Source organism: Dysosmobacter welbionis (genome assembly GCF_005121165.3).
GTDB classification, from domain to species: domain Bacteria; phylum Bacillota; class Clostridia; order Oscillospirales; family Oscillospiraceae; genus Oscillibacter; species Oscillibacter welbionis.
Map to the genome: position 1 here is coordinate 733,416 of NZ_CP034413.3, position 12,451 is coordinate 745,866.

General features: G+C 58.2%; 13 protein-coding genes and 3 pseudogenes. 3 read left to right on the plus strand and 13 right to left on the minus strand.

Annotated elements, in window-relative coordinates; translation table 11 throughout:
- The first annotated feature begins 123 nt into the window (after nucleotides 1–123).
- Both trxA and trxB read left to right on the plus strand, forming a co-directional pair.
- Nucleotides 124–447, plus strand: a complete 324-nt coding sequence (gene trxA, locus EIO64_RS03855; RefSeq protein ID WP_025543938.1) for a thioredoxin — start codon at nucleotides 124–126, stop codon at nucleotides 445–447.
- Nucleotides 448–460: 13 nt separating this feature from the next.
- On the plus strand, nucleotides 461–1,390 hold the full coding sequence (gene trxB, locus EIO64_RS03860; protein ID WP_021747650.1) for a thioredoxin-disulfide reductase: 930 nt from the start codon (nucleotides 461–463) through the stop codon (nucleotides 1,388–1,390).
- Between the two features lie 237 nt (nucleotides 1,391–1,627).
- Here the strand turns inward: trxB and EIO64_RS03865 are convergent, their stop codons facing one another.
- Both EIO64_RS03865 and EIO64_RS03870 read right to left on the minus strand, forming a co-directional pair.
- The gene (locus tag EIO64_RS03865; protein WP_119311437.1) at nucleotides 1,628–3,625 is read right to left on the minus strand and encodes a thioredoxin domain-containing protein; all 1,998 of its coding nucleotides are present in this window, start codon (nucleotides 3,623–3,625) and stop codon (nucleotides 1,628–1,630) included.
- A gap of 782 nt (nucleotides 3,626–4,407) precedes the next feature.
- A complete protein-coding gene (locus EIO64_RS03870) occupies nucleotides 4,408–4,554 on the minus strand; it encodes a hypothetical protein (protein WP_021747654.1) in 147 nt (48 codons plus the stop codon).
- Between EIO64_RS03870 and EIO64_RS03875 the strand changes: the two are divergent.
- Nucleotides 4,517–4,639: pseudogene (locus EIO64_RS03875) on the plus strand (DUF2200 family protein); the annotation flags it as partial. The gene EIO64_RS03870 and the pseudogene EIO64_RS03875 sit on opposite strands and share 38 nt — an antisense overlap.
- Nucleotides 4,640–4,754: 115 nt before the next feature.
- Here the strand turns inward: EIO64_RS03875 and EIO64_RS03880 are convergent.
- From EIO64_RS03880 to EIO64_RS03930, 11 genes and pseudogenes are all read right to left on the minus strand, one after another.
- Nucleotides 4,755–5,483: a DUF5714 domain-containing protein gene (locus EIO64_RS03880; protein WP_036629430.1), complete on the minus strand. Its 729-nt coding sequence runs from the start codon at nucleotides 5,481–5,483 to the stop codon at nucleotides 4,755–4,757.
- A 253-nt stretch (nucleotides 5,484–5,736) separates the two neighbouring features.
- Nucleotides 5,737–6,615 carry a DUF4261 domain-containing protein gene (locus tag EIO64_RS03885; protein ID WP_119311438.1) on the minus strand — a complete coding sequence of 293 codons (879 nt, stop codon included), beginning with the start codon at nucleotides 6,613–6,615 and terminating at the stop codon, nucleotides 5,737–5,739.
- A 182-nt stretch (nucleotides 6,616–6,797) separates the two neighbouring features.
- Nucleotides 6,798–7,672: pseudogene (locus tag EIO64_RS03890) on the minus strand (spondin).
- A gap of 17 nt (nucleotides 7,673–7,689) precedes the next feature.
- Complete coding sequence (locus tag EIO64_RS03895) at nucleotides 7,690–8,403, minus strand: hypothetical protein (protein WP_119311440.1); 714 nt, start codon at nucleotides 8,401–8,403, stop codon at nucleotides 7,690–7,692.
- 11 nt (nucleotides 8,404–8,414) lie between these two features.
- Nucleotides 8,415–9,193, minus strand: a pseudogene (locus tag EIO64_RS03900) (hypothetical protein).
- A 28-nt stretch (nucleotides 9,194–9,221) separates the two neighbouring features.
- Entirely contained in the window at nucleotides 9,222–9,881 is a 660-nt protein-coding gene (locus EIO64_RS03905) for a DUF3885 domain-containing protein (protein ID WP_119311442.1), read from the minus strand.
- 12 nt (nucleotides 9,882–9,893) lie between these two features.
- The gene (locus EIO64_RS03910) at nucleotides 9,894–10,247 is read right to left on the minus strand and encodes a hypothetical protein (RefSeq protein ID WP_119311443.1); all 354 of its coding nucleotides are present in this window, start codon (nucleotides 10,245–10,247) and stop codon (nucleotides 9,894–9,896) included.
- A 51-nt stretch (nucleotides 10,248–10,298) separates the two neighbouring features.
- Nucleotides 10,299–10,658 (minus strand): hypothetical protein, encoded by a 360-nt coding sequence (locus EIO64_RS03915; protein ID WP_021747663.1) that lies wholly within the window; start codon nucleotides 10,656–10,658, stop codon nucleotides 10,299–10,301.
- Between the two features lie 18 nt (nucleotides 10,659–10,676).
- A complete protein-coding gene (locus tag EIO64_RS03920; RefSeq protein ID WP_036629432.1) occupies nucleotides 10,677–11,189 on the minus strand; it encodes an SF0329 family protein in 513 nt (170 codons plus the stop codon).
- 66 nt (nucleotides 11,190–11,255) lie between these two features.
- Entirely contained in the window at nucleotides 11,256–11,606 is a 351-nt protein-coding gene (locus EIO64_RS03925; RefSeq protein ID WP_036629434.1) for a hypothetical protein, read from the minus strand.
- Nucleotides 11,607–11,679: 73 nt separating this feature from the next.
- On the minus strand, nucleotides 11,680–12,429 hold the full coding sequence (locus EIO64_RS03930) for an SMI1/KNR4 family protein (protein ID WP_021747666.1): 750 nt from the start codon (nucleotides 12,427–12,429) through the stop codon (nucleotides 11,680–11,682).
- Nucleotides 12,430–12,451: the final 22 nt, after the last annotated feature.

Here is a 12,451-nt window from a genome sequence, read left to right on the forward strand (position 1 = left end):
CAGGAGCTTTGCTGTCAACCGGCCCGCTTTTCGGAAAATCCCGTGTTTTGGGTGATGTCGTCACAGAAAAATCGCGGACTTTCGGTTATACTAGGACCAAACCAAGGAAAGGAGCTGACCAGCATGGCGGCTATCAATCTAAACAAGGAACAATTCCAGCAGATGGCAGAGGGCGGCAAGCCCATCCTGGTGGATTTCTGGGCTCCCTGGTGCGGCTACTGCCGCCGGATCGGGCCCGCGTATGAGAAGATCGCGGACGAATACGGCGACCGTCTCACCGTGGCGAAGGTAAACATCGACGAGGAGGCCGCGCTGGCCGAGGCGGCGCAGATCGAGGTCATTCCTACGCTGGTCCTGTATCGGGACGGGAAAGCCGTGGATTCTATCGTCAACCCCGGGTCCAAAGCGGCCATCGACCAGTTCATCCAGGAGGCTATGGCGAAGTAAGGAGGCGGAATCCATGGGCGAAACTCGTGTCTACGACATGATCGTGGTGGGCGGCGGGCCGGGCGGCTATACGGCGGCGCTCTATGCAGCCAGGGCCGGGCTGGATACACTGGTGCTGGAGAAACTCTCGGCAGGCGGGCAGATGGCCCTGACGGAGGAGATCGACAACTATCCCGGCTATGAGGACGGGATCGACGGCTTCACCCTGGCGGAGAAGATGCAGCGGCAGGCAGAGCGGTTCGGTGCGCAGACAGCGTACGCACAGGTGGAGCGCATGGAACTGACCGCTGCCCCCAAGGCGCTGAAGACCAGCGAGGGGACCTTTTATGCCAGGACGGTAATCCTTGCCACCGGAGCCAATCCCAGGGAGCTGGGCCTTGCAGGCGAGGAGGCCCTGGTGGGCCGGGGTGTGGCCTACTGTGCCGCCTGCGACGGGATGCGCTACAAGGGCAAAACGGTCGCCGTGGTGGGCGGCGGGAATTCCGCCGCCGGCGACGCCCTGCTTTTGAGCCGTATCGCCGAAAGGGTGGTCCTGGTGCACCGCAGGGACCAGCTACGGGCCACGAAGATCTACCACGAGCCACTGATACAGGCAGAGAACGTGGAATTCCGCTGGAACAGCACTGTTACGGAGCTGCTGCACGAAGAGAAGCTGACCGGCATCCGGCTGCGGGATGTGCAGACCGGGGCGGAATCCGTCCTTCCCTGCGACGGGCTCTTCATCAGCGTCGGCAGAAAGCCGGCCACGGAGCTGGTGAAAGGCCAGCTGGAGCTGGATGCCGGCGGCTATGTGACGGCGGACGAAACCACAAGGACCAATCTCCCCGGCGTCTATGCCGTGGGCGATGTACGGACGAAGCCGCTGCGCCAGGTAGTGACGGCCGTGGCCGATGGGGCCATGGCGGTCCACATGGCGGAAGAATATCTGGCAGGCGGCGCCTGATCGAAGAAATGCGGCAGAGAACGGCTGAAGTCCTCCCGCATATATGCCCATCCCGTTCAAAATGCAGGCATCCGGGATGCAGGCGGCCTGAAAAGAACACAGCTGCCCGGAGTATCTGATGGAACAGATTCCTCCGGGCAGTTTTTGTATCCTTGTTTTGCAGAGCGGCAGGCCACGGAAAAGGAACCTGTCATGCGGCAAACCGCGCGGTCCGGCGGAGCCCTTTGGGCAGGATCCTCAGTTCTGTTCCAGCAGCCGTCTGACTTCTGAAATACTGTCCACCGGCCGGGCACAGGCGCCGTTCCGGCATAGATAGTACCGGACGCCTGTCTCCGGAATCGGATAGGCCTCCGTGAAGGGGGCAAGCTCCTCCAGCGGCTTTGCCGTCTCCGGCGTTTTCACCAGCACCGTCAGTTCGGGCCTGGAGGCCTCCCGCAGAAAAGCCGCCAACTCCTCCGGCATGGTCCGGGCCGCGCAGACCAGCTCCGCCGAGGGCCACAGCTCCTCCAGAAACACCAGCATGGCAAAACCGTGTCCGGCGGGATAGGTCCGGGTGGCCCCAGCCAGATAGCCCAGCTGCAGATCGGCGGCGGTCCGCCAGCGGGCCTCCCCGGTGAGGCGGGCCAGGCGGGAGAGAACCAGCGCCGCTGCCGCATTGCCCGACGGCATGGCCCCGTCATAGGTCTCCTTTGTCCGGGTGATGAGCTGTTCCCCATCCGCCGCGTAGGGGTAAAACCCGCCGTTTTTCCCGTCAAAAAACTGCTCCAGCAGCCGTGCCGTCAGGTCCCCGGCCTCCGCCAGATAGGCGGTCCGGAAGGTCACGCCGTAGAGTTCCAGCAAGCCCCAGGCGCAGAAGGCGTAATCATCCAGCTTTCCGGGGTGGGCCGCCTGCCCCGCCCGCCATCTGGCCAGCAGACGACCGTTTTCCTCTGTGAGGCTCCGCTTCAAAAATGCCGCGGCTCCCACGGCGGCGTCCCGATAGCGGGGCTCATCCAGGGCCAGTCCCGCCCGGGCCAGGGCCGCAATCATCAGTCCATTCCATGCGGCAAGCACCTTGTCGTCCCTGTGGAGGCAGGTCCGTTCCAAGCGGTAGGCATACACCCTCTCCCGCAGGGGCCTGATGCGCACCGGCTCCCGCTGGACCTGTTCCCGGCCGATTAGGTTGAGGATATTTTTCCCCGCAAAGTTCCCCGTCTCGGTGACGCCGTACCAGCCGCAGAACGCCTCTGCGTCCTCCGGTCCCAGCAGGTCTCTCAGCTCGCCTTCGGTGAATACATAGTATTTCCCCTCCTCGCCCTCGCTGTCCGCGTCCTGTCCGCAGTAGAATCCGCCCTGAAAATCACGCAGCTCCCGCAGGACGTAATCCAGCGTGCGGCGGACGATCTCCCCATAGAGCGGGCGCCGGGTCTGCTGATAGGCCTCCGTATAGGCCAGTGCCAGCAGGGCGTTGTCATAGAGCATCTTTTCAAAGTGGGGCACCAGCCACATTTCATCGGTAGAGTACCGGGCAAAGCCGCCGCCCACATGGTCGAACAGGCCGCCTCGGTACATGCTCTCCAGCGTCTGCTCCGCCATGGCCCCGGCCTGGGACTCCCCTGTGCGCCGGGCGTACCGGAGCAGGAAGATCAGATTATGAGGCGTGGGGAATTTTGGCGCGTGCCCGAAGCCGCCCCAGCGGGTGTCAAAACTCCGGGCGTAAAGGCCCGCCGCCATGCCTGCCAGTGCCCGGTCTGGAAAGCCGGTGCCTGCGCCCTCCGCTTCCCTGAGCCGGTCGGTCAGCGCCTCTCCGGCGGTCAGCAGACTGCCCCTATCTTCCCGCCACAGGCGCGCCGCCTGCTGCAGCAGGGACAGCAGCGCCTGTCTGGGGAGGTACGTCCCCGCCCAGAAGGGCTCCTGCTCCGGCGTGAGCAGCACCGTCAGCGGCCATCCGCCGGAGCCTGTCATAGCCACGCAGGCGGCCATATAGACCGCGTCCACATCCGGGCGCTCCTCCCGGTCGACTTTGATCGGGATAAAATCCCGGTTGATCGCCTCCGCCACCGTCTCGTCCTCAAAGGACTCATGGGCCATGACGTGGCACCAGTGGCAGGTGGAGTAGCCGATGCTGAGGAACACCGGCTTGTCCTCCTCCCGTGCGGTCTGGAATGCCTCGCTCCCCCAGGGCCGCCAGTCCACGGGATTTTCCCGGTGCTGGAGCAGATACGGGGATTGTTCAAATTGCAGCCGGTTGGGCATGGGTCGTCCTCCTTTGACCGGGCGGCGCACTGCCGCCCGCATGGTTCCGCAGGTTTTCCGTCCAGTGCCGCGCTTGCCCCCTGCTTATACAAGGCGTTTTCCCCATCCGGCACGGGCCGGGGGCCGCAGTTTGTTCCGCGGACTTCCGCCTCAGCGGGCCAGATCCGGCGGGAGCGGCCGGGCAAAGCGCGCCCCTGGTGTCGGACCGGGCAGGTAGATTCCGGCAAGTAGCGCCCTGGCCCGCCAAGGTATCCAGGTCGTCATGCCTTCCCCCGCCAAAAAGTCTTGCAGTGGGCCTTTTCGGTGCGGTTGAAGGCGATCATCCGGCGCAGCAGCGTGTAATCCACGTCCCTCTCCCACGGGATGCGGAACAGCATTTTGCCCCGGCATAGCCGCCCCGGGCGATTTCCCGGAAAAAGCCCTCCAAGCCCGCCCCGGAGAAACGGCCAGATGCCCGGCGGAGACGCTGATCCCGACGATGAACGTCCCATGATCTGTGAACACAGGCTGGTTCCATGCAACCCTGAGCTCCAGGCCGGAAAACGTCCGTTCCGCCCACTCCAGCACCTCCGCCATACGGACGCGGCGCTGCGGCGCTTTCGCCTGCGCCAGATAATCTGCTAAGGTCTCCAATCCACCCGCCCCTTCACATCCAAAGAGCAGAAATAGTCTGTGCATTTCAGGAGGGATTATCACCCCTCGCCTCAAGCAGCGGCGCCCCGGGCGGCCGCTCTTCCGTCAGGACCTGCAGCCTGTTCCGGAAACGAGGGCCTCCTTCAGGTTCATTTCCTGCCCTCCTTGCCCAGGCTGATCTTGTATCCATCATAAGTGAAAAAGGGCCGCACCCGGGCGGAGGTGGACCAGGTAACTGCCTGTCTCACCGGGTACACGCTGGCGGACCTCGCCCGGCTGGAGCGGTCCAGCGTCACCTGCGCTCACTTTTTTCAACGTGCCCCCGCCATGAATCCTGACCGTGCCCTCATCACCGACAAGGTCTGCGGTGTCCGGGTATGGGACCTGCTGATACGGGATATCCGGTATCTGGGCAAGCTGGTGGACGAGCTGCCCAAGGGACCCCTATGGAGCAGATTCTCCGGAAAAACAAGTATGTCCCGGAGCTTCTGGCCTTTCAGAAACTCGGGGCTGTTTTCGCCTCGAGAGCCCTTTGCTTTGCCGCCGAGAAGGGGCAGCGTTTTCCGATGCACTGGCTGTTTCGGGCACTGTAAGAGCAGACGGGCACGCTGTGCTGCATCTCCACCCCCAGGTGCTCCCGGACAAAGTCCACGGCAGCCTGGACGGCCAGCCAGGAATCCCGTTTGCAGCACCGGGGGCCACCCACCTTGCCGATGCTGTCCAGGGCCCGGGCGGTCATCTGATTGCTCAATCCCCAGGGCTCCCGGGCCAGGGGCGTGGATGCCGTGGCGATGGCCAGGAACTGCCCCGCGCTGATCCCCGCCCCGCAGGCGCCCCAGAAGCCGCAGGCCCCGCCGGGGACAGCTTTGCCCCGGCTGTACATCTCCCGGAGAGCGCTCTCCAGGTCCAACTTGCCCCCGGCATTTTTATAGGCGGTGAGCAGCGCCGCTCCCACCATCACATGGTGCTCTGGCCCGTGCATATGGCAGAAGGACAGGTCCATCATCCGGCGGAGGATAGCGGCGGGGTCGGCGGAAGTCTCCGCCAAGCACAGGCCGAAGATGGTGTCCATGCCCTGGGTATGGCAGTCATTGCAAACATAATGGCCGTTGACGCACCGGGTCTTGCTGGATTCCTTTTTATGGCAGATGGCGCACTCCATGTCCTCGTCCCGGACCAGATATTCCAGCGGTGCCTTGCAGATCAGGCATTCTTCTGGATGCAAATCGATCACTCCTCCCTTATCCGCAGCGCAGGAAGTCACGCGGCTGCGCAGTCCCGACGCCCCCCACAATATGCTGTGGGGAAATGTTCTTTCTCATAAATCGGCTCCCCCCGATGCGTTCATCCACACATCAGCTGTGTACTCTCTCCTGTTATTTTCTATCATACAATAGCCAAGATAACCCGCTGAATGTAAAATCCGCTTAAGGGGAGCAAACATTTTCTCCGGCTGTACATGCAGTCATTCTATCCGTTCAGCGTTTTCCGGAAGCATAGTCGCCCATATGGATGTCCACCACTCCCCTGGGCGGCTGGATCAGGGCATCCTCGTACTGGCACTTCCACTGAATCTCCCGGCTCATCCGGCCATTCTCTATGCCGTCAATCGTTTCCCCATCCCCAATGGGGTTATCATGCTCCAGTATGTACGACGCCGCATTATAGGCGTGGTTCACTACCCAGTTGGGATCCATGCTATGGAAGTGGTACTGGAGGTCCGGCAGGAACAGGGTGTTCATGCCCACTGTGTCGATGAGCATATCCTCGGTGCCCTCAATGTTGAAGAAGCGGACATTGACACCAAATCGGATGAAGCGGTCCGAGCCCTCGATCTGGTGGGAACGCACATATTCCGCCAGCAAGAGCTTGCCGCAGTTCTGGAAATAGAACGCCTCACAGGTGGGGTACAGCTCTGCCAGGGCCTCCACGAAGTCGGCGTCCAGGTTGGCCCTCTCCAGGGCCGGAAGCGCCGCCGCCAGCATATCAGTGGCCACGACCTGATACCGGCACTCCCGAAAGATTCGCTCTCGGTCCTCCCGGCAGTCCCACATCTGGCTCATAAGGAACGCATCGAAGCCCTTGCCCTTGAATTTGTCACATCCCATCACCATCAGCTGCACCGGGCATTTGCCGTCCTGAAATTCCGCGATATGATCCAGGGCAGCAAAGCCTGCCATCTTTTTATCACGGCAGAAACACTCTACCGCGCCGATGTGCTTTTTCATCACAGCGGTCATCTCATCCTTGTCCGGCATGTCTACCGGCTCTTTGAACAGCATTTGAATGAGATAGGGGCCGCCGGGCTGGGGCCCTTTTTTGTCATCCAGGTTTTGCCGGAACACTTGATTACTCATTTTTGTCCTCCTTATAGCAGCAGACCATGTAACAACGGGCGATCGCTACTTTGTATGCGGGGTTACTCCAAAAATCAAAAAAAGAGCCACACTAAATAGAACCAATCCGATGAAGTTGCGCTCTATCAGCAGTTTTATGGCCAAGAGAAGCAGCAGACCACAAACCAGAATAATAATACCATTCATTTCTTTTTATCCATTTTGTCAGGGAACAGCTTGAACCGAAACGCCAGTTCCTGATTAACGATTTCCTTGGGCAGCTTTCGGGGATTGGCGATTAGATACCAAGCCCGATAAGTCCGCTTTTCCATGTCCTGCTCCTGAAGGTAGATCTGATAGCCCGCTTCGTCCTCCTCCGTCCAAGTGTCATACTGCTTCTTGGCCTGGACATGGTTTCCCACGACCACGTCCAATTCCTCCACGGAGCGGCTGGCGGCCCAAGCATGGTCCACATCGCCAGCATGGGAGAAATAGAAGATTTGCATCCCCATCCACCGGCGCACCTTGCTTTCCGGCGTTCCACGCAATTCCGCCTGACGGCGGTACTCCGCCAGCTGCTCTGGTGTTCCGTATCTTTCCACCGCCTGCTCCTCCACATGAATACGCCAACTGTAATCCTCCGGCTGGGTAAAGGGGGCGCAGACCGGCTGTAACGCCTCTGCCGGGTCCTCCTCAAAGCGGTCGATAAAGTCAAGGTAGCGGGCTTTGATTAAGGGCAGAAAAGTGTCCAGCAACCCGGTATCCAACCGCAGGTCCTCTGTCAGCATCCGGAAGAACGAACCGCCTGTTATCGGTTCTATTTTGAAAGAGTAGAGAAAGTCATCCCCCTGCTTAATGATGCAGCTGAATCCCACCTCCACATTTCCATGGCCGATTTCGTAGTCTATGTAGTTGTAGCGGCTCCGCTCAAACCAGATCAGGTAGGTCAGGCCGTTTTTCGTTCTCTTTTGAAGTTGCCCTTTTTCAGACGCTTCCAGCCCTTTTCCTCCAGCCCCAGCCCGTTCCACAGGTAGTCCAGAAGCTCCTGAAATATATCTGCCGGGCGTTTTTGTTCCATAAAATCCTCCCAACCGCTTATGCTTGTTCCTCACTTTTTCCAATCACATCCGCTAATTGAGTACTGACAGTATCTATGTAGAGATGCACCCCATCCCGATCACAGTGGTACAGGTTTGAGTAGCTTGTACTCTCATTAGGGCGGATAGGGTTAGGCTCCACCACCTCGGTAGCTTCCAGCAGACCGACACCCAGTTCCGCCGCGGCAGTGAGAGCCTTTTTCAGCACGGCAAGCTGTCCGTTACTCCAAAGTCCCTCCAAATCCTCCAGCACCTTTGGGTCCTGCTCCAGATCCCGGAGAAGCTGTGTAACCTGCTTTGGAGACAGGTACACGCCGGAACAGTAGTTTTCAATGATCTGATTTTCTGCCGGATTTGGAAAAGCTGTTGGTGTCACCTGTGCCCATGGGGTGAAATACCGGGCATATTCCGGCTTTTCTTCCACCAGGAAAGAAAAGGCACTGCCTCTGGTGTAATAGTAATCCCGGAAAAAGCCCTGGATCACCGCAATATAAAAGCCGTGGCTCTTATCAAACAATTCATCCGGCTCTGTCCCCGCACCGACCCGCAGAGTATCCAGATATTTTTCCGCATAGAAGTCCTCCATTCCGTGCTGTGCGGCAAGGGCCAGCACCTTTTCCTCCTGCCCCTGCTGTACCCAGGAAAGCGGGGTAAAATACCATTCCCGCATTTCTTCCGGCGAAATCGGGTGAAAACTGACATCGTATCCCATAAAGCTCCTCCTTAATAATCCAGTAAAATGGGCACCTGCTGTTCCTCGGCAAACCGCATGGCCCGCCAGAACATGGAGAAGGCGAACTTGGCAAGGGACTGGGTATCATACTGGGTATGCTCCGAGATGTCCGCCTTGCTGTACTGTCCATCCGGGCCTACGGTTCCGTCTGCCGGGTATCCCTCCGTGTCTGCCCAATCAAGGATGGTATCCTCATCGGCCTGCCACGCCAGCTGGTTCAGCTTCTCCAGCTCCTTCCGCAGTCCGCCCACCGTGCCGATGGCGGCGGTGTCGTCGGTAGGCAGAGGTGCTTGGAAGAAGAAGGCGTCCGGCAGAGGCAGCCACCAGGTAGCCCCACGGAACAGGGACCATACCCGCTCCTGGTCCGCCGCAAGGCGGGCGACCAGGGGATGCTCCCCGAAGTTCCAGTCCTTCTCCACAGTGGGAGGCACCGGTTCCTCGTATGTATGGCAGGCGGCCGCCAGCAGCATGGCGCCGAAGGCATCCCAATCCGGCTTGTCGGTGTAGTAGGGGCTCTCGTTATTCTCCGGCCAGGGAGCGTAGGGGGCTGGCCCGGCTGAGAAATGGCGTTCAGAATCTGATCCCGCCAGTTCTCCACCGCCGCCTGGACCTCGGCCGGGGACAGTTCCTCCTCGTTGTCAGCGGGTTCCCCGTCCGGGGTGATGCGGTTGAAGGCGTATCCGTTTTCCTCCGCCCACTGCTGAACAACGGTTTTCCAGTTGTGAGAATAGTACCGGGTCAATGTTCCGGCGTAGATATCAAGTCCCATTATGATGCCTCCTTTTTTGTCTGTACGGTCATTCTTTTGCCGGAGCGAACAGTCGGTCAATCTTCTCCAGATTGTATTCCAAGATCCAGTCATTGAATTGATGATAGAGCGGCAGTAGCAGCTCCCGTGAGCCGCCCAGTATATCCAACCCACGGTCATCGTACAGATGGTAGAGGAATGGCCCCGGCCCGGTCAGATAGACGCTGGACACAAAGCCGTTCCAGCCGCCGATGTCCCCCAGAATGATCTCCTGGAGAAGCCGCTCCGGTTGAAAGCTGATTTTGCTGAGATCCCAGTAAAACTGTACTTGTGCATATGTATCCCCGTCCTCGTCCATCATGGTCGCTGTGACCTGCTCATGCGGGGCAGGAAGTGCGGCCCTCTGCTGGATGGCCGTCAGCAGGGACTCGACAGGTTTTTCTTCGGGATACCCGTCAATCCGCAGAATACCCGGCGGCGCTGGAAGGTTCCGGTAGATCATAATCGCCCGCTCCAGTGCGCCTTGAACATAGGCGGGGTTTGGAGTTAGTTTCTCGGTGTTCTCGTCCGAATAGGTGCATTCCAGATAGACTGGTTCATCTCCGCCGATTTCAAACCGGATGGCGACCGGGGCATGATGGAACAGCGGATGTTCCAGCCACGCCATACCAAGATTATGTAAGATGGTGTCAAAATCCTCCGCCAGCATTGCACACCTCCACTATTTCCACTCAAAGGGCTCCTTTAAGTGGCATTTCTCCATAATTTTCTTTTCCAAAGCTTCATAGGCATCCATATCCTCTGGCTGCGCTGGAATACCCTTTTCCCACCAATAACCGTTCCCATAGTAGAAAAACATGGCCCAGTAATAAGGCCGGTCATGGCTGAATATCGCCACTCCCACGGCATCGGCCACTGGCTCTGCCAGCGGTGCGCGTTCCACTGTCTGAGAGGCTTCCTCATAGGAGATCCCCACCAGCTCCACCAGCAGGTGCTTCACCAGTTCGCAGAAGCTATACTGGTTGAAGATGACCTGACCATTCTCATCTTTGAACACAAGTCCATCTCTCACCATAGTATTTCTCTCCGTTTCTTAACCTGCATCCTTGGCATGGGCATAGTCCCGTCAAGTCATCTCATACAGCAGGGCAGCGTCGCTCTGCACCAGCTCCAGATGGGAGCGCAGCGTTTCAAGTCCGCTTTGCACCGCCTCGGTGGGCAGCTCCCAGTCTGCGGCAATTTCGGCGGCCAGCTCCGGGAGGCTCTGCTCCCGCAGAGTTGCCAGCAGTTCAGACGCCAGCTCTCCCTCCAGCAGAGCGCAGTCCAGAGTGTTCTCCGTCTGGGGAGCGGGAAATCGGACATCCAGATCCAGCTCGCTCTCACACCAGTCCCAGATGGCCATGTAGACCGCGCCGGAGCAGTCACCGTTGGACAGCTCCTGCCGCTGACCGTCTTTGAGCAGATAAAAGGATGCGATCTGTGACATGGCAGTTCCTCCTGAATGTTATTCTTTCTCCATCAGCCCTTCGGCCTGCATCCGGATCACATAGAAAGCCCGTACCCAGTCCAGTTCCTGCTCCATGGATTCCTCCAAAGCCAGCAGGCGGCGCTTTCCCAGCCTGCGGTCCAGAAGGGCGAGGATGCGGACAAGGGGATTCTTGCTGACAAGGCTTTTCTCAATGCTCTGGTTGTCAAATTCATGAAATGCCTCATAGAAAAAACCGTTGTCAAAACAGCCATCGTTCAGTGTCCCTTCATGGGCCAGCCGAAAAGGGGCCGTTCGATCGTCCTGGCCGATGCCCTCCCGCCGCAGGGCCTGATATCTGTTCCAGTAGTTCTGTTCATAGGCATAGTAGTTACTTCGCAGCACCTCCACGCCGTCCAGTCGAATGGCTGCCCGGCCTGTTTGGTCATGGCTTTCCCAGTAGCTGGCGGCAAAATACTGGATGTGCCCACGGAGCGTCGGGCACAGGTAGTCATTCTCCAGCTTGTTTCGGATTCCGCTCCAAGTTGACACAGGTACCGCCTCCTTTCTGATGCCACTGCGGGTAAGGTGGATTCCCAATAAATTGAAATTTGAAAATTACATATAATCCTCGATATATGATCGTTCTATAAATTCTTTTACTGCAAATAGATCTGCAAACTCCTCATACTGGGGAAATCCGTCCGCATTATGTGCTGAGTAAGTTAAATGGAACAGATAGTAGATGTCTCTTCCTGTTCCGTTTCTGAGAACATATAACACATCATCATTGGATTCACACTTCGCAACCGCCAAGATTTTTTTGCCGTATAAGAAGTGGTCTTGTCCTATTTCTTTGTTTAGTTCTGCAACAAATGCCCCGTCCGCCTGTGCGAAGGGGATCATATACCAGTTAAAATCGTTACCATATTTATCATAGAGATCACGGAACATTTCTTCTAATGTCATTTTCATTCTTCCTTCGCTGATTTACAGTTCAGCCATCAACCGCCGCGCTATTTTCTTTTTATAGGCGATATTTTCATTGCTCATTGAGATACCTCGCCAATTTCTTCTCCAGCAGTTCTGTCATATCATTGCAGAGTCGCTTGACCTTGTCCTGCTCATGGGCGTAGTACCAGATGGTTTCCTCTCCGGGGCGGAGCAGGAGCTGGTCGCCATCCGCTTCTTTCCAGAACTCGCCCAGCACACAATACCGCTCTCCATGGATGGTTAGATCAAACATCCCGGAAAGTGAAAGGATCACGCCTGTGGATACCTGGATGCCAGCGGTCAGCAGGAAGAACTCTCGCACCTGGGCCGGGAGCGTGAAGTCCAGCACGCTTTCTTGACTTGCGATCTGCTCCTCCGTGGCGGCAGGCTGGATCTCGTCAGATGGCTCCAGCGCCTTTGCCAGCGCCTTGGAGAACTTGGGGTAACGGCAAAACAGCTCAGGATTGTTGGCCTTGAATTCCTTTTGCTTTTTCCGCTGTACTCGCTCCTGCTCCTTGCAGAAAGCGTCCAGCTCCGCCAGATACCGCTCCTGGTAGAGATTGCTGACCTCAAATGCTGTGCCGCTCTTTTCCAGAATGGCGATGGCTCCCTTTTGGCTGGTCAGCACCGGGACCCATCGGAAGTCATGCCGGCAAGGTTTCAGTTTCAAAAATTCGCCTCGGCTCAGCAGGTTTTCCAGCTCCGGCTCATGCTCGTCCCACCAGCTCCGCCAGCTTTCGGGAGTTTCCCGTCCCTCGGCCAGGTCCAGGAGTTTTATTGCCAATACTTCACTATTCATAGGTCAATTCTCCGTTTCAAAG

Coding starts and splice junctions, on each gene's coding strand:
- EIO64_RS03865 (WP_119311437.1), bottom strand. CDS start 3,625: ATGCCCAACCGGCTGCAATTTGAACAATCCCCGTATCTGCTCCAGCAC.
- EIO64_RS03910 (WP_119311443.1), bottom strand. CDS start 10,247: ATGGTGAGAGATGGACTTGTGTTCAAAGATGAGAATGGTCAGGTCATC.
- EIO64_RS03905 (WP_119311442.1), bottom strand. CDS start 9,881: ATGCTGGCGGAGGATTTTGACACCATCTTACATAATCTTGGTATGGCG.
- trxA (WP_025543938.1), top strand. CDS start 124: ATGGCGGCTATCAATCTAAACAAGGAACAATTCCAGCAGATGGCAGAG.
- EIO64_RS03915 (WP_021747663.1), bottom strand. CDS start 10,658: ATGTCACAGATCGCATCCTTTTATCTGCTCAAAGACGGTCAGCGGCAG.
- trxB (WP_021747650.1), top strand. CDS start 461: ATGGGCGAAACTCGTGTCTACGACATGATCGTGGTGGGCGGCGGGCCG.
- EIO64_RS03925 (WP_036629434.1), bottom strand. CDS start 11,606: ATGACATTAGAAGAAATGTTCCGTGATCTCTATGATAAATATGGTAAC.
- EIO64_RS03930 (WP_021747666.1), bottom strand. CDS start 12,429: ATGAATAGTGAAGTATTGGCAATAAAACTCCTGGACCTGGCCGAGGGA.
- EIO64_RS03895 (WP_119311440.1), bottom strand. CDS start 8,403: ATGGGATACGATGTCAGTTTTCACCCGATTTCGCCGGAAGAAATGCGG.
- EIO64_RS03885 (WP_119311438.1), bottom strand. CDS start 6,615: ATGAGTAATCAAGTGTTCCGGCAAAACCTGGATGACAAAAAAGGGCCC.